The sequence below is a fragment of the Kineococcus endophyticus genome (assembly GCF_040796495.1).
GTDB lineage: Bacteria > Actinomycetota > Actinomycetes > Actinomycetales > Kineococcaceae > Kineococcus > Kineococcus endophyticus.
This window is the reverse complement of record NZ_JBFNQN010000002.1, coordinates 323,230-349,589: the sequence shown is the minus strand read 5'-3', so window position 1 is coordinate 349,589 and position 26,360 is coordinate 323,230. Positions and strand designations below refer to the sequence as shown.

The window sequence follows — 26,360 nt, the reverse complement described above, 5'->3', positions numbered from 1 at the left end:
GCCTGGGTCCCAGTGCGCGGAAGGGCTGCGGGGCAGTTCGCCTCGCCCCTTTCGGGGGACAGCGGGCGTGGGTGCGATCCTCCGTGAACCTGACGATCCGTGCCTCCTCCGTCACGTTCCGGAGCGGGGCGGCGGAGTCGAGTGGTGTGGTCCCCCGAGCGGCCGTGCCCACGAGCGCCGACGGGAACGCGGCCCGGCGGGGAACGGCGAACCTGCTCGGACCCCGGCCTCGAGACCTGGCCAGCCGAACACCTGGAGATCGCCGTGCGCACCCGAACCCTCGCCACCCTCGCCGCCGTCGGGCTCGCCGGGGTCACCGTCGTGGGGGCCGGTTCGGCCTCGGCGGCCGACGCCCCGCACCTCAGCCGTGGCAGCCGCGTCTTGTCCCCGCTCGTGACGCACGGCCTGTCGACCGCGGCCACCTCCCAGACCGGCAGTTCCACCCCGACCGTGGTGCGCATCGCCGGCGCCGACCGCTACGCCACGGCCGCCGCGGTCTCCCGGGAACTCGGGTGGTCGTCGGAGAACGCCTCCGTGGTGTTCCTCGCCTCGGGCACCGCGCTGCCGGACGCCCTCGCGCTCGGCCCGTCCGCCCAGGGCACCGGCCCCGTGCTGCTCACCGAGCGCGACCGCCTGCCGGAGGCCACCCGCACGGAGCTGCAGCGGCTGCGTCCGTGCACTCTCGTCGTCGTCGGCGGGACGCCGAGCGTGTCGCAGGCCGTCCTGGCCGACGCCGCGCAGTACGCCGACGTGCACGGTCCGGGCTGCTCCGCCGCCTGACCTCAGATCCTGATCCCGCCGGGGAAGGCGAAGAGGCCGTCGGGGTCCACCGCGGCCGCGACCTGCTGCAACCGCGCGCGGTTCGGTCCCCAGCAGGCCTGCGCCCGGTCCGGCAGGCCGGGGTCGGCGTAGTTCACGTACGCCGACCCGCCGGTCCACTCCCGCAACGCCTCCCGGGTCCCGGCGACGCCGGCGTCGAACGCGGCCGCGTCCCCCGTGCCCGTCCACGTCGCCGTGTGCTGGACCGTGGCCAGGGCCGTCCGCCACGGGAACGCCGTCGCGTCCGGGGCGACGTCGGCGACGGCCCCGCCGAGGGCGTCGAACGACATCCCGGCCTCGACGGCGCCCCGCGGCAGCGAGATGGCCTGCACCGCAGCCAGGGCCGCGTCGAGACCGGCCTGCGGCAGGGCCTGCGGCAGCATCGAGCTGGTCGCCGCGAACGGCTGCCGGTGCTCGGCGTCGAGCGCTCTGGTCGTGCAGGCGTCCGCGTCCAGCCCGGAACACCCGGCCTCGTAGGCCATCGCCGCGGTGTAGGGCAGCCGCTTGCCCGACCGGGACGCCGGAGCGGGCAGGTCGGCGAGCAGGCCCGACAGGTCCGGCGCGCCGCCGCCCGTCCACGTGCCGGAGACCTGGACGCGGTCGCCGTCGTCGGGGTTGCGCAGGAGCTTGCAGGTCGACCAGAGCTCGCGAGGGGCGTCGGCCTGCCAGCGCTGCCAGGCCGCGAGCACGTCGGAACCCTCCGACAGCGGCCACCGCGCGAAGAACACCGCCACCTCCGGCGCGGGTCGCACGGAGAACGTCCACGACGTCACGGCCGCGATGCCCCCACCCCCGCCGCGCAGCGCCCAGAACAGGTCCGCGTCGTCGCCGTCGGTGCTGTCGACGCCGACCGCGCGGGCCCGGCCGTCGGCCGTGACGACGTCGACCGCGGTGACCTGGTCGCAGGTCAGGCCGAACGAGCGGGCGAGCACGCCGACGCCACCGCCGAGCGTGAGCCCGCTGACCCCCACGGTCGGGCAGGACCCGGCGCCCACCGCGACGCCCGCCGCGCCGAGCGCCGCGTAGACGTCGATCAGCCGCGCCCCCGCCCCCACCCGGGCCGTCCGCGCGTCCCGGTCGACCTCGACGGCCGCCATGGGCGACAGGTCGGCCACCAGCCCGTCGCCGGCGGACCAGCCGCCGTAGGAGTGCCCGCCGTTGCGCAGGCGCAGCGGGACCCCGCCGTCCGCGGCGAAGCGCACGCAGGCGGCGACGTCGTCGGCGTCCCTGCAGTGCGCGACCGCCTGCGGCGCAGGGGAGAAGCGCGGGTTGTAGAGCAGCGTCGAGACGTCGTAGCCGTCGGCGTAGCCCGACGCGCCGCGCAGGCTGACGCCGCCGGAGACGCGCAGGGAACCCCAGTTCGGCGACGAGGAACCGCCGGGGGAACCGCTGGAGGTGGCCGGACCGGACGGGGAGCTGGGGGTGCCGGCCGTGCACCCGGCCGTGGCGAGCGCGAGGCCCCCGGCCAGGAGGGCGCGGCGCGTCGGACGTGCGGGTCGGTGCGCGTTCTCCACCCGCCCCACTGTGCTCCCCGGGTGACGAGCCCGCCAGAGTTGAGCGGAACAAGCTCAAGTCTGGCAGAGTTGTCACCAGTGTCGTCAGTCCACACCGTCTGGAGGTAGTCCGTGGACCTCAAGCTCACCACTCGCGCCCAGGAGGCGCTGGCCGATGCGGTCGGTCGCGCCACCTCCGCCGGTCACGCCCAGGTCGAACCGCTGCACGTCCTCGCCGCGCTGCTGGGGCAGGAGAACGGCGTCGCCGGGCACCTGCTCGCCGCCGTCGGCGCCGACCAGGCGCTCGTCCTCCGCCGCGTCGACGGCGCGCTGGCGTCGCTGCCCAGCGCTTCGGGCAGCAACGTCAGCCAGCCGCAGTTGTCCCGCCCCGCCCTGCAGCTCATGCAGGCCGCCGGGGACGAGGCGCGCGTGCTCGACGACGCCTACGTCTCGACCGAGCACCTCCTGCTCGGGGCCGCCGCCTCGACCTCCGCGGCCGGGGAGGCGCTGCGCGCCGTCGGCGCCACCCGCGACGCGCTGCTCGACGCGCTGCCGTCGGTCCGCGGCGGCGCGAAGGTGACCTCGCCGGACCCCGAGGGCACCTACAAGTCGCTGGAGAAGTACGGCATCGACCTCACGGCGCAGGCCCGCGAGGGCCGCCTCGACCCGGTCATCGGCCGCGACGCCGAGATCCGCCGCGTCGTGCAGGTGCTGTCGCGCCGCACCAAGAACAACCCCGTCCTCATCGGCGAGGCCGGCGTCGGCAAGACCGCCGTCGTCGAGGGCCTGGCCCAGCGCATCGTCGCCGGCGACGTCCCGGAGTCCCTGCGAGGCAAGCGGTTGATCTCGCTCGACATCGCCTCGATGGTCGCCGGCGCGAAGTACCGCGGTGAGTTCGAGGAGCGCCTCAAGGCCGTCCTCGCCGAGATCCAGGGGTCCGACGGGCAGGTCGTCACGTTCATCGACGAACTGCACACCGTCGTCGGCGCGGGCGCCGGCGAGGGCGCCATGGACGCCGGGAACATGCTCAAACCCATGCTGGCGCGCGGGCAGCTCCGCCTCGTCGGGGCGACCACCCTCGACGAGTACCGCGAGCGCATCGAGAAGGACCCCGCCCTCGAACGCCGGTTCCAGCAGGTGTTCGTCGGCGAACCCTCGGTGCCGGACACCATCGGCATCCTGCGCGGGCTGCGCGAACGGTACGAGGCGCACCACAAGGTCGCCATCTCCGACGCCGCCCTGGTCGCCGCCGCCACCCTGTCCGACCGCTACATCACGGGACGTCAGCTGCCGGACAAGGCCATCGACCTCGTCGACGAGGCCGCGTCCCGGCTGCGCATGGAGATCGACTCCTCGCCCATCGAGATCGACGAGCTCCGCCGCGCCGTGGACCGCATGAAGATGGAGGAACTCGCCCTCGGCAAGGAGGACGACGTCGCCAGCCGCGAACGCCTCGACGCCCTGCGCCAGAACCTCGCCGACAAGCAGGAGCAGCTGACCGCCCTCACCGCCCGCTGGGAGCAGGAGAAGGCCGGTCTCAACCGCGTCGGCGACCTCAAGCACCAGGTCGACGAACTGCGCTCCCAGGCCGAACGCCTCCAGCGCGAGGGCGACCTCGGCGCGGCCAGCGAGATCCTCTACGGCAAGATCCCCTCCCTCGAGGCGGAACTCGCCCAGGCGCAGGCCGCCGAGCAGGACGTCGCATCGTCGACCGGAGGGAGTGCCCCGATGGTCGCCGACGAGGTCGGGCCCGACGACATCGCCGAGGTGATCGCGGGCTGGACGGGCATCCCCGCCGGACGACTCCTGGAGGGCGAGACCGAGAAACTGCTGCGCATGGAGGAGTTCCTCGGCGCCCGGCTCATCGGTCAGACCGCTGCGGTGCAGGCCGTCTCGGACGCCGTCCGGCGCTCGCGGGCCGGGGTCAACGACCCCGACCGGCCGACCGGCTCGTTCCTGTTCCTCGGCCCCACCGGCGTCGGGAAGACGGAACTGGCCAAGGCCCTGGCCGACTTCCTCTTCGACGACGAGCGCGCCATGGTCCGCATCGACATGAGCGAGTACTCCGAGAAGCACGCCGTCGCGCGGCTCGTCGGTGCCCCTCCGGGGTACGTCGGGTACGAGGAGGGTGGCCAGCTCACCGAGGCCGTCCGGCGCCGGCCCTACTCGGTCGTCCTGCTCGACGAGGTGGAGAAGGCCCACCCGGAGGTGTTCGACATCCTCCTGCAGGTCCTCGACGACGGTCGCCTCACCGACGGCCAGGGCCGTACGGTGGACTTCCGCAACGTCATCCTCGTGCTGACGTCGAACCTCGGGTCGCAGTTCCTCGTCGACCCGGAACTGTCCCAGGCCACCAAGCACGACGCCGTCATGACGGCGGTCCGGGCCAACTTCAAGCCGGAGTTCCTCAACCGCCTCGACGACGTCGTGGTGTTCGACCCGCTGTCGACGCAGGAACTGTCCCGGATCGTCGACCTGCAGGTGCAGAAGATGGCCGAGCGCCTCGCCGACCGCCGCCTCGTCCTCGACGTGAGCGACGCGGCGAAGGACTGGCTGGCCCTCACCGGCTACGACCCCGCCTACGGGGCCCGGCCGCTGCGCCGCCTCGTGCAGCGCGAGATCGGCGACCGCCTGGCCAGGGCGATCCTGTCCGGGGAGGTCCGCGACGGTGACACCGTCGAGGTGGACGTCGCGCGCGGCAGCTTCGACCTCGACGACCCCGCGTCGAGTTCCTCCGGGCTCGTCGTGCGGCGGGCGGAGAGCGCCGTCTCGATCTGACGTTCCCAGACGGTGCGGGGGCGCCTCACTCCTCGGTGAGGCGCCCCTGCATCTCGTAGCGCGCGGCGTGGTCGCGCAGGTACTCGCGCAGGTAAGGGACGGCGAAGTCGACCAGCCCGTGACCAGCGGGCTTGATGATGCCGGCCGTGATGAGGCGGTCGCGGTAGACGTTCTGGTACTGCATGTCCCGCGACATGCGCGCCGCCACGGCGCTCGTCCTCGACGGTCCGTCGTCCTGAGCCATCGCGACGAGGTACGTCCGGTCGACGGCCGACAGGGACGCCAAGTTCGCCTCGTGGACGGTGCTCCCCAGCCGAACCTGGGCCGCTGCGACGCCCGCCGCGGCGGCCTCGACCTCGATGACGCCGTCGTCCGCCCGTCGCCAGACGTGGTAACCGACGAGCTGCACCATGAAGGGGTAGCCGCCCGTGGCCGTCGTGGCGACGTCCAGAGCCTCCTCGGTGATGTCGACCTCGCTACCCGCGATCGTTGTGGACAAGGCCACCCGGACGTCGTCGAGGGGGACGTCCGCCAGTGTCTGCCGGTCGGCGCGCCGGAGGAACGTCAGGACATCGTCGTTCAGGAGGTCGTGCACCGCCGACGGCAGGCCCGCCACGACCAGGGCGACGTCCCGGTCCTCCCGGACCAGGTGCTGGAACGTGGCGGCGATCTGGCGGAGGTCGTCGATCTCCTTGCGGTGCACCTCGTCGATGGTGACCAGCAGGCCGCTGCCCCGCTCCTCGACCGGAGACAACAGTTCTTCTAGGGCTTCGCGCAACCCGGGGGAACGTGGCGGTGGTGGTGGGACGAACTGGGCCCCGCCCAGACGACCGACGGTGAACCCCGTGAGCGCGCGGCGCTTTCCCGGAGCGAGGTCAAGGGTTTCGAATGCGCGGACGGCCGAAAGACGGACGCGCTCCAGGAGTCCCGGGGTCGCCGTCTCGTCGATGGTGACCCAGCCCGTCGTCCGGGCGATCTCCGTCAGCTCCGCGAGCACGACCGTCTTCCCCACACCGCGGGCCCCCGTGACGAGGGAGAGGCGCCCGGGTGCACCCGGCCCGTCCTCGAGCGCGATCCGGAAGTCCTCCAGGACTGCGTCTCGTCCGATGAGGACGGGTGGGCGGGCTCCTGCGGTCGGTGTGAAGGGGTTCGGCACGTCTCCTCCTCTTTTACATCCTTTATATTCTCCGTTCATTCTCGTGGCAAGGCCGTCGGCGCGCCGATGGGCGAGGCGACGAGCCGTGGATCTCCTGGTGAGCTTGCCGAGCAGCTTGCGAACCTGCCAAGCAACCTGCGAACTTGCCGAGCGCTCGTCCCGGTGACGTGTGAGCAGGGGGACGACCCGCGTCCGCCCACCCGCGGAAACCCCTTGGCGCTCCGACACCCTGCGCTGCGACGGTGGACCCCGTGATCGCGTCCGGAGGCAACCGCGTCGGGTGGGAGGACCTGCCCGCCACCGTCCACGCCGCTGTCGCCGAGGTGCTGGGTGCGTCCGTCGTGCACGCCGTCTCCCAGCCCGGGGGTTTCTCGCCCGGGTCGGCCGACCGCGTCGAGACGACGGCCGGGACCCGCGCGTTCGTCAAGGCCGTCAGCCCGGCGCAGAACGCCGCCAGCCCCGCGATGCACGCCCGGGAGGGGCGGATCGCGGCCCTCCTGCCTCCGGGTGTCCCCGCACCGCGGCTGCTCGGCGCGCGCGAGGTGGGGGAGTGGCAGGTGCTCGTCCTGGAGGACGTGGCCGGCCGGCACCCCGCCCTGCCCTGGCGGCGCGACGAGCTGGGCCTCGTCGTCGCGGCGCTCGAGACGCTCGTCACCGTCGCGACGCCCTGCCCCGTACCCGGCCTGCCGACCGCCCGGGAGTCCCTCGCCACCGAGCTGCCCGCCGACGCGCTGGCCCACCTCGACGGCGACTCGCTCGTCCACCTCGACCTGCGGGCCGACAACCTGCTCATCTCCGGCGGCCGGGCCGTCCTGCTCGACTGGCCGCACGCCTGCTCCGGCCCGGCGTGGCTGGATCTGCTCGCGCTGCTCTTCGAGGTCGACCGCCTCGGTGGGGAGGACCTGGCGGAGGAGGTGCTGCGCACGTCGACCCTGACCGGGGACGTCGAGCCGCACGTCCTGACGACCGTGCTGGCCGGGTTCGCCGTGTTCTTCCTGACACGCGCCGCCGAACCGGACCCGCCCGGGTTGCCGACGCTGCGCGCGTTCCAGCGCGCGCAGGGGGAGGCGCTGCAGCACTGGGTCGCCCGCCGTCGCGGCGGATCCGCACCGGAGTGCGCGTGAGAGGGTGACCCGGTGCCCGTCTTCCGCGACGACGACTCCCGACGCGTCGACCTGGAGCTGACGGCGCTGCCCCGCGGTTCGGCCGTCTCCGAGGTCTCCCGCCAGATGACCTCCCTCATCGCCGACGGCACCTTCGCCCCGGGGACGCGGCTGCCCCCCGAGCGCGCGCTCGCCGAGTCCCTGGGGGTCGGCCGCTCCGCCGTGCGCGAGGCGCTGGCCGCCCTGGAGATCCTCGGGCTCGTCTCGGTGCGTCCCGGTTCCGGTACCTACGTCCGCGACAGCATGTCCGAGCTGCTGCCGACCACGCTGAGCTGGGGGCTCATGCTCTCGGCGGGCCACACCGCCCAGTTGTCCGAGGTGCGCGGGGCGCTGGAGGTGCAGGCCGCGGTGCAGGCGGCCGAACGCATCGAGGACGGCGACCTGGGGCGGCTGCGCGCCCACCTCGAGGCGATGGAGGCGAACACCGGCGACCTGCAGGCGTTCATCGAGGCCGACGCGGCCTTCCACCGTCAGCTCGCCGACGCCGCGGGCAACGACGTCATGGCCCAGCTGCTGCAGACGGTCCGCTCCCTGCTGCGCGTGTGGGTCGAGCGGGGTCTGCAGTCGGCCGAGCAGGCGGGCGAGGCCTGCCGGGAGCACCGCGCGGTCTACGAGGCCGTCGCCGCGCACGACGGCGACGCCGCCCGCAGTGCCATGGTCCGGCACATGCGGACCGCCGGGGACCGGGTCGAGCACACCGAGCCGCGGTCCGGCAGCTCGCTGGCGGTCTGACCCCACGCGCCGACCTGTGCCACCATTCCCGGCAACCGGTTGACCAATCAGAGGTTCGGCCGGGTCTGACCCAGGAGGCGTCGTGGCCGTCGGAGTGTCCACCTACGCGTACAGCCACCGGTGGGACGAGGGTGGTCCGGACCCCCTGTCGCTGCTGGAGATGCTGCACCAGACCGCCGACCTGGGGGCTGCGGTCTTCCAGGTCTGCGACCACCCGGACCTCGAGGCGCTGACCCCGGAGCTCGCGGTCGCGCTGCGCGCCGCCGCCGCCGAACGGGGGCTGGTCCTGGAGACGGGCACGCGCGGCACCGGGGTCGAGCACCTGCGGCGGCACCTCCAGCACGCCCTCGCGCTCGGCGCCCGCACCGTCCGGTCGATGGCCTACGCCGTCGTCGACGGCGTCGAGGACCGCCCCACCCTGCAGGAGAGCGTCTCCCGGCTGCGGGAGGTCGTCCCCGAGTACGCGGCCGCCGGGGTGGTCCTCGGCCTGGAGACGTACGAGCAGATCGCCACCGCCGACCTCCTCGCCGTCGTGGACGCCGTCGACGACCCCCACCTCGGGATCGTCCTGGACCCGGCGAACTGCGTCGCCGCCCTGGAGCACCCCCGCGACGTCGTGCGCCGGCTGGCCCGCCGCGTCGTCAACGTCCACGTCAAGGACTTCCGGTTCACCCGGCGCGACGGCTGGGCGGGTTTCACGCTCGCGAGCTGCCCGCTGGGGGAGGGGCAGCTGGACTACCGGGACCTGCTGGACGTCGTCCAGCCGGACCCCGCGCGCGTCCACCAGGTCCTGGAGCACTGGCTGCTGCCCCAGGGGGACGGGGTCGCGACACGAGCGGTCGAGGCGGAGTGGACCGAGCGGTCCCTGCGCACGCTCGAGGATCTCCAGGACTGACTGCAGTCAACCGGTTGACCAATCTGCGGTGGGGGTGCGACAGTCGTGTCGAGCCGCTGGCGCACCTGAGCGGCGCACTCCCGCCACCTCGCGTGGCTCCGACCCGTGCAAGGGAGCACGCCCCATGAGCACCCCCACCTCCACCCCCGGACTGGTTCCGGGGGACGGCAGCACGGCGCTGCGCAAGGCCGCCCTGCGACTGATCCCGTTCGTCGCGGTCATGTTCTTCATCAACTACCTCGACCGGACCGCGATCAGCTTCGCCGGACCGAACGGCATGAACGACGACCTGGCCCTGACCGCCGCCCAGTACGGGTTCGCGGCCGGCATCTTCTTCGTCGGCTACATCGTCCTGGAGATCCCCAGCAACCTGGCCCTGCACCGGTTCGGCGCTCGCAAGTGGCTGGCCCGCATCATGGTCAGCTGGGGGATCGTCGCGGTCCTGTTCACCTGGGTCCAGAGCGACACCCAGCTGTACTGGCTGCGGTTCCTCCTCGGCGTGACCGAGGCCGGGTTCTTCCCCGGGGCCATCCTGTTCCTCACGATGTGGTTCCCCCGCGAGTACCGCCGCCGGGCCCTCGCAGGGTTCTACCTGGCCCAGCCCCTGACCACGGTCATCGGCGCCCCGCTGGCCGGTTTCCTCATGCAGTCCGGGCACGGGGTGTTCGGCCTCGAGGGCTGGCGCTTCATGTTCCTCTGCGTCGGGATCCCCGCGATCGTCCTGGGCGTCGCGTGCTGGTTCTACCTCACCGACCGTCCCGAGGACGCGCGCTGGCTGACCGCCGACGAGCGGGCCTGGATGCGCCGCGAACTCGACGCCGAGGCCGGCGAGAACCAGCAGCGCGGCCACGTCTCGGCCCGCCGCATCCTGCGCGAAGGCCGGGTCTGGGCCCTGGCCGTGGCGTACTTCGGCCTCATCTACGGGCTGTACTCGCTCGCGTTCTTCCTGCCCACCATCATCGGGGGTTTCCAGGAACGCTTCGGCACCACGTTCTCGGTCTTCGAGAAGGGCCTGGTGACGGCCGTGCCGTACGTCCCGGCGGCGCTCGCGCTGTTCCTGTGGTCGCGGCACATCTACCGCAACGGGTTCAAGAGCTGGCACATCGCGCTGCCCACGCTCCTGGCCGGTCTCAGCGTCCCCGTCGCGCTCTACATGAACTCGCCCTACCTGACGATCCTCGTCATCGCCGTGACGGCCTGCGGGATCTTCATGGCGCTGCCGAACTTCTGGTCGCTGCCGGCGCAGTTCCTCACCGGCGCGGCCGCGGCCGCGGGCATCGCCTTCATCAACACGTTCGGCAACATCGGGGGCTTCTCCGCGCCGTACGTGACGGGCTGGCTGACCGACCTCACCGGGGACGAGAAGCTCGGCCTGTGGCTGACCGGCGGGTTGCTCGTGCTGTCCGCAGGGATCCTCCTCGTGCTCTCCCGTCGCAGCCGGGCGACCGACGCCTCCGAGCGCGTCGCCACCCAGACCTCCGCCGCCTGATCCCCGACCTCCCCCACCTCCAGGAGTGACGACATGACCACCACGACCCAGCCCGCCGAGAACCACACCGCGGCCACCGCGCCGGTCCGCATCGCCGTCGTCGGCGCCGGCGGCAAGATGGGCATGCGCGTCTCGCGGAACCTGGCCCGGTCCCACCACGAACTCCGCTACGCCGAGGCCTCCCCGGCCGGCATCGAGCGGATGGCGGCCGAGGGCCGCGACGCGGTGCCCACCGAGCAGGCCGTCGACGGCGCCGACGTCGTCGTCCTCGCCGTGCCGGACACCGTCCTCGGCCCGGTCTCGGAGTCGGTCGTGCCGGCCATGAAGCCCGGCTCGATCCTCGTCACCCTCGACCCGGCGGCCGCGTACGCGAACCTGCTGGCCCAGCGCGAGGACGTCCTGCAGGCCGTCGCCCACCCCTGCCACCCCTCGGTCTTCCTCGAGCGCACCCGCCCCGAGGAGTACGCCGACAACTTCGGCGGCGAGGCCGCGCTGCAGAACGTCGTCGCCGCCTTCGAGCACGACGACCTGGCGAAGCGGGACGTCGCCGAGGACGTCATCCGGATCATGTACGGCCCGGTCGACACCGTGCACTGGGTGACCGTCAAGCAGCTCGCCTACCTCGAGCCCACGCTCGTCGAGACGGTCGCCTGCATGATCGGGTCGCTGCTCAAGGACGCCCTGCACGAGACGGTCCACACCGTGGGCGTCCCCGAGGAGGCCGCCAGGGCCATGCTCTTCGGCCACGTGCAGATCGCGCTGACCAACACCCTGCGCGGGTCCAACCCGTTCTCCGAGGCCTGCCTGGTCGCCATGGACTACGGCCGCGAGACGATCGTCAAGGACGACTGGAAGAAGATCTTCTCCGACGGCGAGCTCGACCACGTCATCACCCGGATGCTCAAGCTCGACGGCATCCAGCGCTGACAGCCCCCCCGTCGCCGTCGCCCAGCACGGCGGCGACGGGGGAGAATGGGCCCGTGACCACCGTCCCGTCCGACCAGCTGACCGACGTCCCCGCCGAGCAGGTGGCCGCCGAGTCCGCCCGCCGTCGCACCATCGCCGTCATCAGCCACCCGGACGCCGGGAAGTCGACGATGACCGAGGCGCTCGCGCTGCACGCGAAGGCGTTGCGCGAGGCCGGGCACGTCCACGGCAAGGCCGGCCGAGCGGGCGTCGTCACGGACTGGCAGGACATGGAGAAGCAGCGCGGCATCTCGATCAGCTCCGCCGTCCTGCAGCTCGACCACCGGGACACGGTCGTCAACGTCGTCGACACCCCCGGGCACGCCGACTTCTCCGAGGACACCTACCGCGCGCTCACCGCGGTCGACGCCGTGATCATGCTCATCGACGCGGCCCGCGGCATGGAGGTGCAGACCCGCAAGCTCTTCGGCGTCTGCAAGCAGCGCGGCCTGCCCGTCATCACCGTCGTCAACAAGTGGGACCGGCCCGGCCAGGAGGCCCTCGCGCTGCTCGACGAGGTCGAGTCCGTGACCGGTCTGCGGCCGACGCCCGTGACCTGGCCGGTCGGCATCGCGGGCGACTTCCGCGGGCTGCTCGAGCGGTCCACCGGCGGGTACGTGAAGTACACGAAGGCCCCCGGCGGCGCCACCCTCGCCGTCGAGGAGCGCTTCGACGCCGCCGGGGCCGAGGCCGTCGAGGGCGACGTGTGGCGGCAGGCCGTCGACGAGCACGAGCTGCTCGAGGCGACCGGCGCCGACCACGACGAGGAGGAGTTCCTCGCCTTCCGCACGACGCCGGTGTTCTTCACCGCCGCCGTCGCCAACACCGGCGTCGGGCAGGTGCTCGACGCCCTCGTCGACATCGCCCCCGCCCCCCGCGACCAGCGCGACGTCGCCGGCGAGGTCCACCCCGTGACGAGCCGGTTCACGGCCCAGGTGTTCAAGACGCAGACGGGCATGAACCCCGCCCACCGCGACCGCCTCGCGTTCGCGCGCATCCACTCCGGGGTGTTCCACCGCGGCATGACCGTCCGCGACGACCGCAGCGGCCGTCCCATGGTGCTCAAGCACGTCCAGACGGTGTTCGGCTCCGACCGCTCCACTGTCGACGTCGCCTGGCCCGGCGACGTCATCGGCCTCGTCAACGCCCGGCACGTCAACGTGGGGGACACGCTGTCCGAGAACGGCCGGACGGCCTACCCGCCGCTGCCGGTGTTCGCCCCCGAGCACTTCCGCACCGTGCGGCCCAAGGACCTCGGCGCGGGAAAGCAGTTCCGCCAGGGGTTGCGCGAACTCGACGCCGAGGGTGTCGTGCGCGTCCTCACGTCGGACTCCCGCGGCGACGGGGAACCCGTCCTGTCGGCCGTCGGCGCGCTGCAGTTCGACGTCGTGCAGTACCGCATGACCCACGAGTTCCGCTCGCCCGTGCTGTTCACCGAACTGCCCTTCACCACGGCCCGCATCATCGAGGCCAAGGACGCGCCGCTGCTGCGCGCGCACCGCGGGTGCGAGGTCGTCCAGAACTCCGATGGCCGCGTGTTCGCGCTGTTCACGGACGAGTGGCGCGTGCGCAGCTTCGAGCGCGACAACCCGGACGTGACGCTCGAGCAGCTCGTCGCCACGAGCGACTGACACCGACGGCGGCCACTGCGCCGGACGGGTGTTCCCGCCCGGTGCGGGGGTGCGCTGCGGCAGACTGGGACGGTGGCGATCGACTACCGCAAGCCCGGGCGTCCCCCGGCCGCCGGCGGTCGCCTCGTCCCGTGCCTGCAGGCGACCTCCTCCGGGGTGGCCTACGGGGCTCTGACGTTCCGCGTCGGCACGGCCGACGAGACGGTGCCGACCCGCGGGGTGACCCACCTCGTCGAGCACCTCGTCATGCGGCGCGCGCACGCGGTCGACCTGCGCTGCAACGCCTCCGTCGGTCTCGTGCACACGACGTTCTGGGCCGTGGGTGACGAGGCCGACGTCGAGGGGTTCCTGCGGCGCGTCGAGGAGGCGCTGCGGGACCTGCCCGTGCAGCACCTGGACTCCGAGCGCGCCCTCATCGCCGTCGAGGAGGAGCACCACCCCGTCACCGTGCCGTCCCCCGTGCAGCACTTCGGTGCGCAGCGCTACGGCGTCGTCGCCTTTGAGCAGCAGCTCGACCACCTCGGGCCCGACCTGCTGCGCTCGTGGGTGCGGGAGCGGTTCACCGCGGGCAACGCCGTGCAGACCCTCGTCGGGGTGGACCGGGGGAGGGCCGCGGTACGGCTGCCCGACGGCCGCTTCCACCCCGAGCCGTCCGTGCCCGCCGCGACCGGTGCCCGGCTGCACGTCGACCCGGGGGAGCGCACCGTCTCCCTCACCGCCCTCCTGCCGGCCGGCTGGGCCGTCCCGGTCCTCGCCGCCGTCCTGGACCGGGCCGTCGCCAACCGCCTGCGGCACCGGGAGCACCTCGCCTACGGCGCGGGCGCGGGCCACCTGCGCATCACCCTCGACACGTCGATGCTGACGATCACGTCCGACTGCGTCCCCGGCCGGGAGGCCGACCTCGTCACCGCCCTCCTCGACGAACTGCGCCGGCTCGAGGCGGACCTCGACGAGGAGACCGTGCTGCGCGCCGTGGGACGCGTCGTCGACCAGGCGGAGGAGGACGCCGGGTCGACCGGCCTGACCGAGGAGGCGTGGCGGCTCCTGCACGGCCGGGACGTCCCCGCGTCCGTGACCACCCTCCAGCGCGACCTCGACGCTCTCACGACGCAGGACCTGCGCCGCCTCCTGCGCACCGTCCTGGACACCGCCGTCCTGCGGACCCCGGTCCCCGTCCCCGCGCCGGCGGGTTTCCACCTCGACACGCCGGCCGCCGTCGAACCCTGGCCCGGCCGGGAGTTCACGGCCGCCGACGGCCGGCGTGCCACCGTCTCCGCCCGCGGTCTGCAGGTCGGCGACGTGCAGGTCACGTGGAGTTCCCTCGTCGCCGCGTACGTGAGCGGCGACCGGTGGTCCCTCGTCTCCCGACGGGGGCTCCGCCTGGACCTGCGGCCGGGGGAGTTCGGGGCGGAGTTCCTCGCCGAGCTGCGGGACAGGGTTCCGACGTCGGTGCGGATCGACCGGGTGAGGACCGAGAACGAGGAGGCGACCTGATGGTCGAGGTGTTGTTCGACGGGCGCGTGCGAGTGGACTACCACCAGTTCTACCTGGAGTCCGGGGAGGTGGAAGGAACCTTCACGGAGGCCTTCGAGGGTCAGGAGAACGGTCTGGTCGGGGCCGGTGTTCCGGGCGCCCTCACGCTGTCGGTCGGCACGGCCCTCGGCGACGTGGGCCTGCGGATCCTCCTGCGGGACGATGAACCGGCCGAGCCGGGCCTGGAGTGGGAGGACGTCGTCGAGGTGTCGTTCACCCCGGTCTCCAGCGAGGTGGGCATCCGCGAACCGCTCGACGGACCGTCCGCCAGGTTCGGCCTACCGGTCGCCGACTACCGTGTCCGGCTCTGCGCCAGGGGGATCGACGACGCCTGGGACGGCACGGTCGGCGACGACGAACTGCTCGTGGACCACTACGAACTCACCTTCTGGCCCGCCGTGCCCGCTGCCGACGCCGTCGTCCGGCTGACGAGCGTGCACGAGGTTGCGGCCCACAGGGCCCGAGACTCCGGACTGGCCCGGGAAGACCTCGTCGCCGCCTGGGACGGGAACCCTCCCGATGACCGGCTGGTGGCTGATGCCATGGCAGAGTGGTTCACCCGTCTCGACCGGCCGTTGGCGGAGGCCCTCCTGGCCGCCGGACCCCTCGTGCAACGTCAGGTGGCGTACTGGGCGGCCGAACATGGGCTGCGGAGAGCGGGCATCGTCGACCTCGACGTCGTCGCTGCCGGTCTGGGGTCCCTGCGGTCCGACCGCCCCCTGCCGCCGCCCTTCACCGATCCGGGGTGGATGTACCAGGCGCTCCAGGACCACCCGGAGAACCCTCGTCGGGTCGTGCGGGTCCAGGGGTACGAGAACGACCAAGGGGGAGCAGCCCTCTTCGCCATGCTCCAAGCTCTCAACCCCGACCCTCTGGACGCTGCGTTCAGCGCGATCACCGGGTTGCGGAACGTCGTGGGTGACGAGGGGGCCGACGCAGCCCTGGCTGCGGCGCGCACCGCCTTGGCCCAGCTCGTGGAGGAGTTCGGCCCTGAGCCGCGACCCGACAGTCGCACCCCCGTGCCCCACGAGGACGTCGACGTGCACTTCGTCGAGGTGGGGCCTGACGACGGCTGGTTCGAACCTGGAACTCTCCTCGCCCGCGACGATCCGGCAGCCCGGTACCTGGATCCGCGACCCTCGTCCGAACAGATCGCCGAACTCGGTGCCGCTCTGCCCGACCTGGTGCCCCGCCTTGAGGCGCTTCAGCCGAGGCAGCAGAGGGACTTCGCCTTCGACCTGGCTCGGAACGCCTGCCAGATGAGTGGGCTGAACCAGCTCCACTGGGTGAACGACGCGTTCCTCGCCTTCGGGCAGTCGTCGTCGCCGGAACCGTGGTCCACGGGAGCGGAGGGCGCCTGGGTCATGTCCCACCCGCGCGTCCGGGAGCGGACGACCCTGCACGACGGGGTTCCCGTTCCCGCGTGGCCGTTGGCGCTGCGAGCGGTGAAGCACGCCGTGGCGCCGGACCCCCGGGAGGCGCTCCTCCTGACGCTGGTGGCTGCACTGCAGACCGCCGGTGACACCCGGCGGGACGACGTCTTGACCTTCGTCGAGTACCGCCTGTCGGTGTGAGGGGGACCTCAGCCCACGAACCGCCCCGGCGTCGTCCCCAGCACCCGCCGGAAGTGCCGGGTGAGGTGCGGCTGGTCGTGGAACCCCGCGAGCACGGCGGCCTCGGCGGGGCGGTGGCCGGTGAGCAGCAACCGGCGGGCCAGGTCGACGCGGCGGCCGGTGAGGTAGGCGTGCGGTGGCATCCCGACCTCCCGGGTGAACGTTCGGACGAGGTGCGCGCTCGAGACCCCCAACCGGGTGGCGGCGTCGGCCAGCAGCACGCCGTCGACCACGTTCTCGTCGATGAGCGCGCGCAACCGGCGGGCGAGGGGCGCGTCGCGATGCGGGGACGGCGGGGTCCGCAGGACGTGGGCGGCGACGGCGTCGAGCAGCACCGCCGCGCGCGCGTGGACGTCGAGCGGGTCCGCCTCGCCGCTCAGACGGGTGTGCAGCGTCCGCACCGCGGCGGTCAGGTGGGGGTCGGGGAGTTCCGGCGCGTCCGCCACCCGCCCCGTGGCCGTCGCGGGCAGCGCGTCGGGGTCGAGGTAGAGGACCCGTTTGCGGAACCCCGCCGCCGTCGCGGCCCGGCCGTCGTGCGGGACGTGCGGGGGCAGCAGCGTCACGAGGCGGCCGGTGTCGTGGGGGCGACGGTCCAGGTCGTAGTGCACGGCGCCGTCCTCGACGAGCAGCAGCGTCCACGTGTCGTGGGTGTGCAGCGGGTAGGCGTGCTCGACGAACCGGGCCGTCAGCACCTCGGCGATGCCGGCGACGTCCGGCCGGTGGCTGCGCACCCGTTCCGGTCCCACGTCACGAACGTACAAGACCGCGGTCCCGGCGCCGGGGGACCGTGGCCCCCGTGACCGACTCCCGTCCCGACTCCCGCACCGCCGTCCTCGTCCGCGACGACCTCGCGACCTGGCAGCGTCTCAACGTCACGGCCTTCCTGCTGAGCGGCGTCACCGCGGCCCACCCCGAACTCGTCGGTGAGCCGTACGCCGACGCCGACGGCACCGGCTACCTCGCCCTGCTCGGGCAACCCGTCCGGGTGTTCGAGGGCGACGCGGCGACCCTGCGGGCGGCCCGGCAGCGGGCCGTCGGGCGAGGCCTGTCGACGGCCCTGTTCACCGCGGAGATGTTCACGACCGGTGACGACGCCGCCAACCGGGCCGCGGTCGCCGCCGTCGCCGCGGACGCCCTCGACGTCGTCGGCCTCGCCGTGCACGGTCCGAAGAACTCGGTCGACAAGGTTCTCAAGGGAGCCCACGCACATCCCTGACGCTGGGTAGCATTCGAGCGGTGACCTCGGGCAACACCTTCTCCGGCCCTCCCGGGTCGGTGGGCGTGCGGTCCGGGGTGGGCGCGTCCGGGGCTGCGGCTCCCGTGCTCGTCACGCTGGCCGGCGAGATCGACGCCTCCCTGGCCCCGGAGCTGGAACGCTGCGTCACCGAAGCCCTCGCGGCCGGTAGGCCCGTCGTGGTCGAGGCGGGGGCCGTGACGTTCATGGACTCCACGGGGCTCGGCTTCCTCGCCCGCCTCGCCTCGCGCAGCGGCGAACGTCGCATCACGGTCCAGGGAGCACCCGAGCACGTGCGCCACCTCGTCCACCGTGCTCGACTGGACGAGATGATCGAGCTGCAGACCCTCCCCGGCGCCACCGCGTGACCCGCCTCGACGTCCTCGACTGGCGCCGCCGCGTCACCGACCTCTACGCCGCCGTGCGCGCGCTCCCCCCGCAGGAGGGGCACACCCGCTGGCGCGCCGGTCGCGACGAGCTCTTCGCCCACCACCCGGCCGGCCCGCTGCTGCCCGCCGACCGCGCCGCGTTCACCGGGCTGCCCGTCGCGCCCTACGACCCCGCCCTGCGGTTCGAGGTGCCCGTCGAACCGGCCGACCCCCTGCGCCGCGAGGCCGTCACCGGCACCGACGGCACCGTCGCCTTCGAACGGGTCGGCACGGTGACGCTGCCCGGGGTCGGGACGCTCGACGTGTGGTGGCTCGACCAGTACGGCGGCGGGTTGTTCCTGCCGCTGAAGGACCCCGGACCCGGGTACGGGGGCGGTCGCTACCTGCTCGACACGGTCAAGGGCGCCGACCTCGGCAGCACCGAGCGCGGCCTCGTCGTCGACCTCAACTTCGCCTACCCGCCGAGCTGCGCCTACGACCCGGCGTGGGCCTGTCCGCTGCCGCCGCCCGGCAACGTCGTCGACGTCCCGGTGGCGGTCGGCGAGCTCGCCGGGCCGTGGAGCGGCTGACCGCTCAGTCGAACGGGACCGCCTGCGCCGGAACGCGCTCGCGCAGGTCCACCACCCGGGGGGCCCGACCGCGGCGCCAGGCGCCGAGCAGCTGCTCGGTGGCCTCGTCGTCGCCCGCGCAGCGGAACATGCCCAGGGTGTAGATGCGGGCGGCCTCCTCGGCCTGCCGGTGCCAGGAGAACTCCTCGCCCAGCTGCAGGTACACGTCGACGTCCGCGCCGTGGCTGTCGAGGATCTCGTCGGCCAGGACGACGGCCTCCCGCAGGTGCCCGCAGACCAGCAGCGCCGACACCACGTAGCAGCGGGTGTCGGGGGCGACGTGGTCGCCGGTGCCGAGGGCCTCCCGGGCCAGTCGCAGCGACCGTCTCGCGTCGCCGGCGAAGGCGGCGTGCTCGCTGGCAGCCACCAGCAGCCGGCCCCGCGTCACGGAGTCGCCCGGCACCGCGCGCCGGGCCCAGGCCTGCAGGAGGTCGGCGACGGCCCGTTGCCCCCGGGCGTCGTTGGCCGCGCTCAGTTCGACCCGCTCGAGGTCGTCGCAGCTCACAGGTGCTCGCACCGTTCGAACCTAGTGAGGCGACTCGTCCCCCGTCGCGCCCGCGGAGCCGGTTCGGGCAGGGTTCACGCGTTCGGCGCAAGCTCCACGATCACGGGTGCGTGGTCGGAGGCACCCTTGCCCTTGCGCTCCTCGCGGTCGATGGTGGCCCCGCTGACGCGCGCCTGCAGGGCGGGGGAGCCGAGCACGAAGTCGATCCGCATGCCCTGGCGCTTGGGGAAGCGCAGCTGCGTGTAGTCCCAGTACGTGAAGGTCCCCGGACCCGGGGCGTAGGGCCGCACGACGTCCGCGAAGCCCGCGTCCACCAGCGAACGGAACGCCGCGCGCTCCGGCTCGGAGACGTGCGTGGCCCCGGCGAAGAAGTCGACGTCCCACACGTCGTCGTCGGTGGGGGCGATGTTGAAGTCGCCGACGAGCGCCACCTGCGCCTGCGGGTCCTGCCCCAGCCAGCCCACGCCCGCCGAGCGCAGCGCCTCCAGCCACGCCAGCTTGTAGACGTAGTGCGGGTCCTGCAGCGTGCGGCCGTTCGGCACGTACAGGCTCCACACCCGCACCCCGCCGCAGGTCGCGCCGATCGCGCGGGCCTCCGCGGCGGCCGGTTCACCGAAGTGCGGGACGTCAGGGGAGAACTGCGTGCTGACGTCCTCCAGCCCCACCCGCGAGACGAGGGCGACGCCGTTCCACTGGGACAGACCGTGGTGCGCGACCTCGTACCCGAGGTCGAGGAACGCCTGCTCGGGGAACTGCTCGTCCTTGCACTTGGTCTCCTGCAGCGCGACGACGTCGACGTCGCTGCGGTCGATCCACGCCAGCACGCGGTCGAGGCGGGCACGGACGGAGTTCACGTTCCAGGTCGCGAGGCGCACGCGCCGGACGTTACCCGCCGCGGCCCGGGGTGCCCGGCGGTGCCTTCCGCAGCACCTAAGCTTCAGCACCGTGAGCACCGACCGAGAACGCCTCGCCGACCTCGTCGCGGCCAAGGCCGTCGTCCACGGCAAGGTCACGCTGTCCAGCGGCAAGGAGGCCGACCACTACGTCGACCTGCGCCGCATCAGCCTGGACGGCGAGGCGTCCGCCCTCGTCGGGCCGGTCCTGCTGGACCTGGTGTCGGACTGGGACTTCGCGGCCGTCGGCGGGCTCACGATGGGCGCCGACCCCGTCGCGCTCGCCATGGTCCACGCGGCCAACGCCCGCGGCTGGGCGCAGGCCCACGGCGGCGCCGCGCTCGACGCGTTCGTCGTCCGCAAGGCCGAGAAGACGCACGGCCTGCAGCGCCGCATCGAGGGCCCCGACGTCGCCGGGCGCCGCGTGCTCGCCGTCGAGGACACCTCCACCACCGGCGGGTCGGTGCTCACCGCCGTCGAGGCGCTGCGCGCGGCGGGCGCCGAGGTCGTCGGCGTCGTCGTCATCGTCGACCGCGACACCGGCGCCAAGGAGAAGGTCGAGGCCCAGGGCGTCCCCTACCGCTACGCCTTCAGCCTGGCCGACATCGGGCTCGCCTGATGGGCACCGCCGGGACGGTCGTGCTGGTCGTCGTCGTCCTCCTCGTGCTCGTCGCGGCGCTGTGGGCCGTCAGCACCCGCGCCGGTCTGGTCCGGATGCGGGACCTCGCCGTCGAGGCCGGTGCCCTCGCCGAGCAGCGCCGCAGCCGGCTCGCGGACCTGTCCGCGCACGTCGCCTCCCAGGAGTCGACCGAGTCCGGCGCCGACCCGCAGACCGTCAAGGCGCTCGCCGACGCCGAACACCGCCTGGCCGGGGACGTCGCCTTCCACGCCGCCGCCGTGCGCGCCTACGACGCGAAGCTGCACGCCGTCCCCGCGTCCTGGGTGGGGGCGCTGTCCGGGCTGCACCCGCTGGGCGCCGCGGCGGAGCAGCAGCGCTGAACCCCGCTCCCGCCGTGCTCGCCGAGGTCCTGCCCGCGCTGCGCTGCCCGCACTGCGCGGGGGACTTCGAGCTGTCCGGACGCGTCCTCGGATGCGGTGCGGGACACCGGTTCGACCTCGCCCGCCAGGGGTACGTCAACCTCGCCGTCGGCCGGTCGGCGAGCGGTGACGACGCCGGGATGGTCGCCGCCCGCGACGCGTTCCTCGGTGCCGGGCACTACGCACCGGTCGCGGCGGCGCTCGCCGACCGCGCGGTCCCCGGCCTGGTCGTCGACGTCGGCGGGGGGACGGGGTACTACCTCGCGACCGTCGTCGAGGCGACGGACGGTCCCGGTGTCGTCGTCGAACCCTCGACCGCGGCGCTGCGCCGGGCCGCGCGCGCCCACCCCCGGGTCGCCGCCGTCGGCGCGGACGTCTGGCGCGGACTGCCCTTCGCGGCGGGGTCCGTCGACCTCGTGACGACGGTGTTCGCGCCGCGCGGCGTCGCCGAGGTCGCCCGCGTGCTGCGACCCGGCGGCCGGTGGGTCGTCGTGACGCCGCTGGCCGAGCACCTCGAGGAGGTGCGCGAGGCCCTGGGCATGGTGGGGGTGGAGGAGCGCAAGGCCGAGCGCCTGCACGCCGACCTCACCGGCTTCGAGATCCTCACCGAAGACGAGCTGCGCTTCACCCGGACGCTGGACCGGGAGAGCCTGCGCGCCCTCGTGCTCATGGGCCCCAGCGCCCACCACGTCGACCCGGCCGCCCTCGACGCGCGGCTCGACGCCGTCCTCGCCGGCCGGCCCGGGGGCGTCGACGTCACCGTGGGTGTCCGCCTCACGGTCGCCGCCAGCCGTCGGGATCGTTGACGCATCGGGCTCATCGGGTGAGCTAGCCGCGTCAGCGAGTTCGACCGGGCTGCTTCCCGTGCTGCGGGCTCGCTGCGTCGCCCGGCTCGTAGGTCGAGCCGGCTGCGTCAACGATCCCCCACCCCGCGGGCGGGGCGGACAGCGGGCCCGAGGCCCTCGACGGTGACGGTGAGTGAGGCCGCGGCGAGGTGGGCGGCGAGCGCGTCGGCGCCGCCCGCGGCCACCGCGACGACGGCGTGCCAGCCGTCGCCGGCCCACTCGACGTCCTCCACCGCGAACGACCGGCGCAGCTCCGCCTCCACGCGCCCGCCGTCGGCCAGGCCTGCCGACACCCGGACCAGGTCGACGCGGCGACGCTGCACCGTGCCCGCCTCGGCGACGGCGGCGCTCACCGAGCCGCCGTAGGCGCGGACCAGCCCGCCGGTCCCGAGCAGCGTCCCGCCGAACCAGCGCGTCACGACGGCGACGACGTCGGTCACGCCCGCACCCCGCAGGGACGTGAGCATCGGCGCGCCGGCCGTCCCGGCGGGTTCACCGTCGTCGGAGGAGCGCTGCTCCTGGCCGTCCTCGCCGAGCACCCAGGCCGTGCAGTGGTGCCGGGCGTCGGGGAACTCCCGGCGCACCCGTGCCACCACGTCGTCGGCGGCCGCCACCGACGCGACGGGCTCCAGGGTGGTGAGGAAGCGGGAGCGCTCGACGACGAGCTCCGTCCGGACCGCGCGGGCCGGAACGGGCAGCGGGTCGCTCACGAGCGGGCGCGGGCCCGCCGCCGGCGGATCCAGGAGACGAGCGGGGTGACGATCGAGGCGAGGATCGCGACGCCGGCGATGGAGTAGGCGAGCGTCCGCACCCAGGGCAGGGAGTCGGCCGCGTACCCGGCCAGGACGAGCAGCGCCCCCCAGCACAGCGCGCCGACGACGTTGGCCGACGCGAACTTCGCGTACGGCATGGCCGCGGTCCCGGCGATGATCGGGGTGAAGGCGCGCAGCCAGGGGATGAACCGGCAGGCGACGACGGCGAACCAGCCGTACTTCTCGTAGAACGCCTCGGCCTTCGGCAGGTGGTGCGCGGCCTTGCCGGCGCGGCGCAGGAGCCAGGGACGCCCGAGCCGGCGGCCGGACCAGTAGCCGACCGTGTCACCGAGGATGGCGGCCAGCGTCACGCCGACGACGAGGACCGGCAGCGACAGCGGCGAGTCGTCGCGGGCGGCCAGCAGCCCCGCCGTGAAGAGGACGCTGCTGCCCGGCAGCCAGAACCCGACGAGGGTGCCCGTCTCGGCGAAGACGATGCCGAAGACGAGGAGGTACAGACCGACGGCGCCCAGGTCCTCCAACGGGGGGTCGGCGAGGTGGGCGAGCCAGTCGGACACCGGTCGATCCTCGCACTGGGAAGGGCAGCCTCACACGGCCAGGGTGGCGAGCCGCGCCCTCTCGTCGTCGTCGAGGCGCCGCGGACGGCCGGAGGCGAAGTCGTAGGCGACGCACACCGTCGACGCCGTGACGTACGTCGTGGGCGTCCCCGTGACGGGCGGGTCGGGCTCGCAGACCTCGTAGTCGACCTCGAAGCTGGCCCCGCCGACGCGGCCCACCCACAGGTCCACGGCCACGGGTTCCATCCGGTAGTCCAGCGGCGCCTTGTACTCGATCGTGTGCTTCGCGACGACCATGCCCGTGGCCAGCATCGGCGCGGAGCCGTCGGGGGAGGCCATGCCGAAGGCCCGGACGCGGGCCTCCTCGAGCAGCCGTAGCAGCTCGACGTTGTTCACGTGGCGGTAGGCGTCCATGTCGCCCCACCGCAGGGACAGGAGCAGGCGCTGGCGCGGCACCCGGACATCCTGCCCGGTGGGGGTCAGTGCTGGTTCTCGGGGGTCTGGCTCTCGGTGGCGCCGCCCTGGCGGGGGAGCGTGCCGGCCCGGCGCTGCTTGTGGCGGTCGCGCACGTACTCGATGCCGACCGGGATGAGCGAGAGGACGACGAGCAGGAGGAGCCCGAGCTCGAGGTTCTCGCGGATGAGCTTGACGCTGCCGAGGGCGTAGCCGAGGAGCGTGATCCCGGTCGCCCACAGCACGGCGCCGATCGCGGAGAAGGTGAGGAACACGCGGCGGGGCATGGCGCCGGCGCCGGCGGCGAGCGTGATGAAGGTGCGGACGACCGGCACGAAGCGCGCGAGGATGATCGCGCGGGCGCCGTAGCGTTCGAAGAAGTCGTGCGTCTGCTTGATGCGCTTCGGCGTCAGCAGCTTCGAGCCCTCGCGCTGGAAGATCGCCGGACCGGCCTTCTTGCCGATCTCGTAGCCGACCGCGTTGCCGAGGAAGGCCGCGACCGACAGCAGCAGGCACGAGACCCACAGCGGGTCCTTGAGGATCCCCGAGTGGGTGAACAGGCCGACCGTGAACAGCAGGGAGTCGCCGGGCAGGAAGAACATGAACAACCCGCACTCGACGAACACGATCGCCACCGAGACCCACAGCGCGGCCATGCCCAGGGAGTCGAGGAAGCTCTCGGGGTTCGCCCAGTCCGGCAGCAGGGCCGGAGCGGCGGCAGGTGCGGCGGACCCCAGGGCAGCCGAGAACTCGGCGAGGAAGGACACGACCCCAGGGTAAGTGCCGGGACGCGGTGCCCGGGCGCCTCGGCCTGGAGATCAGCCCAGAGGATGACGTGCCGCCCGTCAGGACCACCCGCTCGTCGGACGCCGTCCGGGTGGGTGGTGCGCGTCGTCCGGCCTCCCGGTGCCGGACGACGCGCTCCCTCACACGGTGCGGGTGGTGGGGTCCCAGTCGGCCGGCAGCAGCTCGGCCGGGGCCGCGGTGCTGGTGACCGGCACGAACGCACCCGTCTGGGCGGACTCGGCGATCGAGACCATCGCATCGACCACGTGGTGGGCCAACGCCCCCTGCACCCGGTGCGGACGACCCTCGCGCACCGCGCGGGCCATCTCCAGCACCCCCGTTCCCCGCGTCGACAGCGCCTTGGTCGAGGCGACCGTCTCCCAGTCCTCACCGTCGCGGCGCCGGATCCGCAGGTCCCCGTCGAAGTTGTTCGGGTCCGGCAACGCCAACGTCGCCTCGGTCCCGGTGATCTCCACGAACCCGTGCCGCGGCAACGGGGAGTCGAAGGAGAAGATGCTGCTGGCCGAGGCGCCACCGGCGAACCGCGTCAACGCGCTGACGTGGGTGGGCACCGTCACCTCGAACACCTCCCCGGCCTTCGGCCCGGACCCGATGGTCCGCTGCGCCCGGGACGTCCCGGCCACCGCCGCGACCTGCGTGATCGGCCCGAACGCCTGCACCAGCGTCGTCAGGTAGTACGGGCCGATGTCGAACAACGGCCCGGCACCGTGCTGGAACAAGAACGCCGGGTTGGGGTGCCAGGACTCCGGCCCCGGGGACTGCATCAACGTCAACGCGCTCAACGGGGTGCCGATGTCCCCCCGCCTCAGCACCGCCAACGCCGTCTGCAACCCCACCCCCAGGAACGTGTCCGGCGCGCAGCCCAACCGCACCCCCGCCGCCTGCGCGGCCGCGATCAACCGTGCCCCACCCTCACGGCCCAGGGCGACCGGCTTCTCCGACCACACGTGCTTGCCCGCGCCGATCGCGGCCAGCGACACCTCCACGTGGGCGGCGGGGATCGTCAGGTTGATGACGATCTCGACGTCCTCGTGGGAGAGGACGGTGTCGATGCCGCCGTGGGCGGGCACGCCGTGTTCGGCGGCCCGGCGGGCGGCGGCTTCGGGGTAGAGGTCGCCGATGGCGTGGACCTGCACGTCGGGGAAGGAGGTGAGGTTCTCCAGGTAGGTGCCGGAGATCACTCCCGCTCCGATGATCCCGATGCCGACGGGGCCGGTGCGGGCGGTCACGAGAGCGCCTTGGTGAGGTTGGTGTAGCTGTCCTGCACGGCGGTGAACATGTCCCCGGTCGTGTCGTCCAGTTCGAGGACCCCCAGCTCGACGTTCCCGCACGCGGCCAGGATCGCGCCGGTGTCGATCGCGCCGGTCCCGAACGCCACCTGCTTGGTGTTGTCGCGCGAGCCGTCGCCGTCCTTCAGGTGCACGGCCTTGACCCGCGACCCCAACCGGTCCAGCAGGTCCGGCACGTCCACCCCACCGACCACGGCCCAGTACGTGTCCACCTCCAACGCGACGGCAGGGTGCAGGTGGTCGGCCAGCACCTCCAACGCCGGCCGGCCGCCGATGCGGGTTTCCAGCTCGAACTCGTGGTTGTGGTAGCCGATGGTGACGCCGGCGTCGGCGGCCCGCTGCGCGGCGGTGTTCAACTCCGCCGCGATCGCCGCGACGTCCTCGGCCGTGGTCCAGCGGGCGCGGTCCACGTGGGGGTCGATGACCAGCGTGGTGCCGGTGGCCGCCGCCGCGGCCAGGACCGCGTCCAGGTCCGCGCCGATCACCGAGGTGTGCGCCGAGGGCGCCGACAACCCGTGCGCGGCCAACGCCGGCGCCAACGTGGTCGCCGACTGCGTCAGCCCGAACGGTTCGACCTGGGTGAACCCGATCGCGGCCAGCCGGGCCAGCGTGCCGTCCAGGTCGGCGGCCAACGCCTCCCGCACGGTGTACAGCTGCACCGAGATCCGCGACGCGTCGAGGGTGGTGGGTGGGGTCATGAG

27 protein-coding genes are annotated in these 26,360 nt (G+C 73.5%); 16 read left to right on the top strand and 11 right to left on the bottom strand.

From position 1 onward, the window contains the following. Positions 1-264 precede the first annotated feature (264 nt). Positions 265-780 (top strand): cell wall-binding repeat-containing protein, encoded by a 516-nt coding sequence (locus tag AB1207_RS03975; protein ID WP_367636485.1) that lies wholly within the window; start codon positions 265-267, stop codon positions 778-780. Positions 781-782: 2 nt separating this feature from the next. Here AB1207_RS03975 and AB1207_RS03970 read toward each other — a convergent pair whose 3' ends face one another. Further along, on the bottom strand, positions 783-2,333 hold the full coding sequence (locus AB1207_RS03970; RefSeq protein WP_367636484.1) for an FAD-binding oxidoreductase: 1,551 nt from the start codon (positions 2,331-2,333) through the stop codon (positions 783-785). A gap of 111 nt (positions 2,334-2,444) precedes the next feature. On the opposite strand from AB1207_RS03970, the gene clpB reads away from it, so the two are divergent. Further along, positions 2,445-5,090, top strand: coding sequence for an ATP-dependent chaperone ClpB (gene clpB, locus AB1207_RS03965; RefSeq protein WP_367636483.1), 2,646 nt, complete (start codon positions 2,445-2,447; stop codon positions 5,088-5,090). Between the two features lie 25 nt (positions 5,091-5,115). On the opposite strand, the gene AB1207_RS03960 is transcribed toward clpB, so the two are convergent. Beyond that, positions 5,116-6,246 (bottom strand): ATP-binding protein, encoded by a 1,131-nt coding sequence (locus AB1207_RS03960; RefSeq protein WP_367636482.1) that lies wholly within the window; start codon positions 6,244-6,246, stop codon positions 5,116-5,118. 251 nt (positions 6,247-6,497) lie between these two features. Between AB1207_RS03960 and AB1207_RS03955 the strand changes: the two genes are divergently transcribed. The 8 genes from AB1207_RS03955 (at position 6,498) to AB1207_RS03920 (ending at position 16,229) form a co-directional block, all read left to right on the top strand. Further along, a complete protein-coding gene (locus AB1207_RS03955; protein WP_367636481.1) occupies positions 6,498-7,370 on the top strand; it encodes a phosphotransferase in 873 nt (290 codons plus the stop codon). Between the two features lie 12 nt (positions 7,371-7,382). Continuing rightward, positions 7,383-8,141, top strand: a complete 759-nt coding sequence (locus AB1207_RS03950) for a FadR/GntR family transcriptional regulator (RefSeq protein ID WP_367636480.1) — start codon at positions 7,383-7,385, stop codon at positions 8,139-8,141. Between the two features lie 82 nt (positions 8,142-8,223). Next, positions 8,224-9,036, top strand: a complete 813-nt coding sequence (locus AB1207_RS03945; protein ID WP_367636479.1) for a sugar phosphate isomerase/epimerase family protein — start codon at positions 8,224-8,226, stop codon at positions 9,034-9,036. Positions 9,037-9,160: 124 nt separating this feature from the next. After that, positions 9,161-10,525 carry an MFS transporter gene (locus tag AB1207_RS03940; RefSeq protein WP_367636478.1) on the top strand — a complete coding sequence of 455 codons (1,365 nt, stop codon included), beginning with the start codon at positions 9,161-9,163 and terminating at the stop codon, positions 10,523-10,525. A gap of 33 nt (positions 10,526-10,558) precedes the next feature. After that, the gene (locus AB1207_RS03935; protein ID WP_367636477.1) at positions 10,559-11,452 is read left to right on the top strand and encodes a phosphogluconate dehydrogenase C-terminal domain-containing protein; all 894 of its coding nucleotides are present in this window, start codon (positions 10,559-10,561) and stop codon (positions 11,450-11,452) included. Between the two features lie 53 nt (positions 11,453-11,505). Beyond that, the gene (locus AB1207_RS03930) at positions 11,506-13,122 is read left to right on the top strand and encodes a peptide chain release factor 3 (RefSeq protein WP_367636476.1); all 1,617 of its coding nucleotides are present in this window, start codon (positions 11,506-11,508) and stop codon (positions 13,120-13,122) included. A 72-nt stretch (positions 13,123-13,194) separates the two neighbouring features. Beyond that, the gene (locus AB1207_RS03925) at positions 13,195-14,616 is read left to right on the top strand and encodes an insulinase family protein (protein WP_367636475.1); all 1,422 of its coding nucleotides are present in this window, start codon (positions 13,195-13,197) and stop codon (positions 14,614-14,616) included. Further along, the gene (locus AB1207_RS03920) at positions 14,616-16,229 is read left to right on the top strand and encodes a hypothetical protein (RefSeq protein WP_367636474.1); all 1,614 of its coding nucleotides are present in this window, start codon (positions 14,616-14,618) and stop codon (positions 16,227-16,229) included. The genes AB1207_RS03925 and AB1207_RS03920 overlap by 1 nt, the downstream gene beginning before the upstream one ends. Positions 16,230-16,237: 8 nt before the next feature. Here the strand turns inward: AB1207_RS03920 and AB1207_RS03915 are convergent, their stop codons facing one another. Next, entirely contained in the window at positions 16,238-17,014 is a 777-nt protein-coding gene (locus tag AB1207_RS03915) for a helix-turn-helix transcriptional regulator (protein WP_367636473.1), read from the bottom strand. 50 nt (positions 17,015-17,064) lie between these two features. On the opposite strand from AB1207_RS03915, the gene AB1207_RS03910 reads away from it, so the two are divergent. The 3 genes from AB1207_RS03910 to AB1207_RS03900 are packed head-to-tail and all read left to right on the top strand — an operon-like array spanning position 17,065 to position 18,460. Next, complete coding sequence (locus AB1207_RS03910) at positions 17,065-17,484, top strand: DUF2000 family protein (RefSeq protein WP_437178855.1); 420 nt, start codon at positions 17,065-17,067, stop codon at positions 17,482-17,484. 20 nt (positions 17,485-17,504) lie between these two features. Continuing rightward, complete coding sequence (locus AB1207_RS03905; protein WP_367636471.1) at positions 17,505-17,870, top strand: STAS domain-containing protein; 366 nt, start codon at positions 17,505-17,507, stop codon at positions 17,868-17,870. Then, complete coding sequence (locus AB1207_RS03900) at positions 17,867-18,460, top strand: DUF1684 domain-containing protein (protein ID WP_367636470.1); 594 nt, start codon at positions 17,867-17,869, stop codon at positions 18,458-18,460. The genes AB1207_RS03905 and AB1207_RS03900 overlap by 4 nt, the downstream gene beginning before the upstream one ends. Positions 18,461-18,464: 4 nt before the next feature. Here AB1207_RS03900 and AB1207_RS03895 read toward each other — a convergent pair whose 3' ends face one another. Both AB1207_RS03895 and AB1207_RS03890 read right to left on the bottom strand, forming a co-directional pair. Then, positions 18,465-19,016 carry a hypothetical protein gene (locus tag AB1207_RS03895; RefSeq protein ID WP_367636469.1) on the bottom strand — a complete coding sequence of 184 codons (552 nt, stop codon included), beginning with the start codon at positions 19,014-19,016 and terminating at the stop codon, positions 18,465-18,467. A gap of 62 nt (positions 19,017-19,078) precedes the next feature. After that, complete coding sequence (locus tag AB1207_RS03890; protein WP_367636468.1) at positions 19,079-19,879, bottom strand: exodeoxyribonuclease III; 801 nt, start codon at positions 19,877-19,879, stop codon at positions 19,079-19,081. A gap of 70 nt (positions 19,880-19,949) precedes the next feature. On the opposite strand from AB1207_RS03890, the gene pyrE reads away from it, so the two are divergent. Genes pyrE through AB1207_RS03875 form a run of 3 tightly spaced genes read left to right on the top strand, consistent with a single transcriptional unit; the run spans position 19,950 to position 21,741 of the window. Beyond that, positions 19,950-20,516 (top strand): orotate phosphoribosyltransferase, encoded by a 567-nt coding sequence (gene pyrE / locus AB1207_RS03885; RefSeq protein ID WP_367636467.1) that lies wholly within the window; start codon positions 19,950-19,952, stop codon positions 20,514-20,516. Continuing rightward, positions 20,516-20,896, top strand: a complete 381-nt coding sequence (locus AB1207_RS03880; RefSeq protein WP_367636466.1) for a hypothetical protein — start codon at positions 20,516-20,518, stop codon at positions 20,894-20,896. The genes pyrE and AB1207_RS03880 overlap by 1 nt, the downstream gene beginning before the upstream one ends. Positions 20,897-20,910: 14 nt before the next feature. Then, positions 20,911-21,741 (top strand): methyltransferase domain-containing protein, encoded by an 831-nt coding sequence (locus AB1207_RS03875; protein WP_367636465.1) that lies wholly within the window; start codon positions 20,911-20,913, stop codon positions 21,739-21,741. 107 nt (positions 21,742-21,848) lie between these two features. On the opposite strand, the gene AB1207_RS03870 is transcribed toward AB1207_RS03875, so the two are convergent. From AB1207_RS03870 to AB1207_RS03845, 6 genes are all read right to left on the bottom strand, one after another. Continuing rightward, positions 21,849-22,490: an IMPACT family protein gene (locus tag AB1207_RS03870; protein ID WP_367636464.1), complete on the bottom strand. Its 642-nt coding sequence runs from the start codon at positions 22,488-22,490 to the stop codon at positions 21,849-21,851. Then, complete coding sequence (locus AB1207_RS03865; protein WP_367636463.1) at positions 22,487-23,110, bottom strand: DedA family protein; 624 nt, start codon at positions 23,108-23,110, stop codon at positions 22,487-22,489. The genes AB1207_RS03870 and AB1207_RS03865 overlap by 4 nt, the downstream gene beginning before the upstream one ends. Before the next feature lie 30 nt (positions 23,111-23,140). Continuing rightward, on the bottom strand, positions 23,141-23,566 hold the full coding sequence (locus tag AB1207_RS03860; protein WP_367636462.1) for an acyl-CoA thioesterase: 426 nt from the start codon (positions 23,564-23,566) through the stop codon (positions 23,141-23,143). A gap of 23 nt (positions 23,567-23,589) precedes the next feature. Further along, a complete protein-coding gene (locus tag AB1207_RS03855; RefSeq protein ID WP_367636461.1) occupies positions 23,590-24,330 on the bottom strand; it encodes a DedA family protein in 741 nt (246 codons plus the stop codon). Between the two features lie 159 nt (positions 24,331-24,489). Beyond that, on the bottom strand, positions 24,490-25,599 hold the full coding sequence (locus AB1207_RS03850) for a Gfo/Idh/MocA family protein (protein WP_367636460.1): 1,110 nt from the start codon (positions 25,597-25,599) through the stop codon (positions 24,490-24,492). Then, entirely contained in the window at positions 25,596-26,357 is a 762-nt protein-coding gene (locus tag AB1207_RS03845; RefSeq protein WP_367636459.1) for a sugar phosphate isomerase/epimerase family protein, read from the bottom strand. Before AB1207_RS03845 ends, AB1207_RS03850 begins: the two co-directional genes overlap by 4 nt. Between the last annotated feature and the right edge of the window lie 3 nt (positions 26,358-26,360).

Coding starts and splice junctions, on each gene's coding strand:
- AB1207_RS03935 (WP_367636477.1), top strand. CDS start 10,559: ATGACCACCACGACCCAGCCCGCCGAGAACCACACCGCGGCCACCGCG.
- AB1207_RS03940 (WP_367636478.1), top strand. CDS start 9,161: ATGAGCACCCCCACCTCCACCCCCGGACTGGTTCCGGGGGACGGCAGC.
- AB1207_RS03845 (WP_367636459.1), bottom strand. CDS start 26,357: ATGACCCCACCCACCACCCTCGACGCGTCGCGGATCTCGGTGCAGCTG.
- AB1207_RS03920 (WP_367636474.1), top strand. CDS start 14,616: ATGGTCGAGGTGTTGTTCGACGGGCGCGTGCGAGTGGACTACCACCAG.
- AB1207_RS03880 (WP_367636466.1), top strand. CDS start 20,516: ATGGGCACCGCCGGGACGGTCGTGCTGGTCGTCGTCGTCCTCCTCGTG.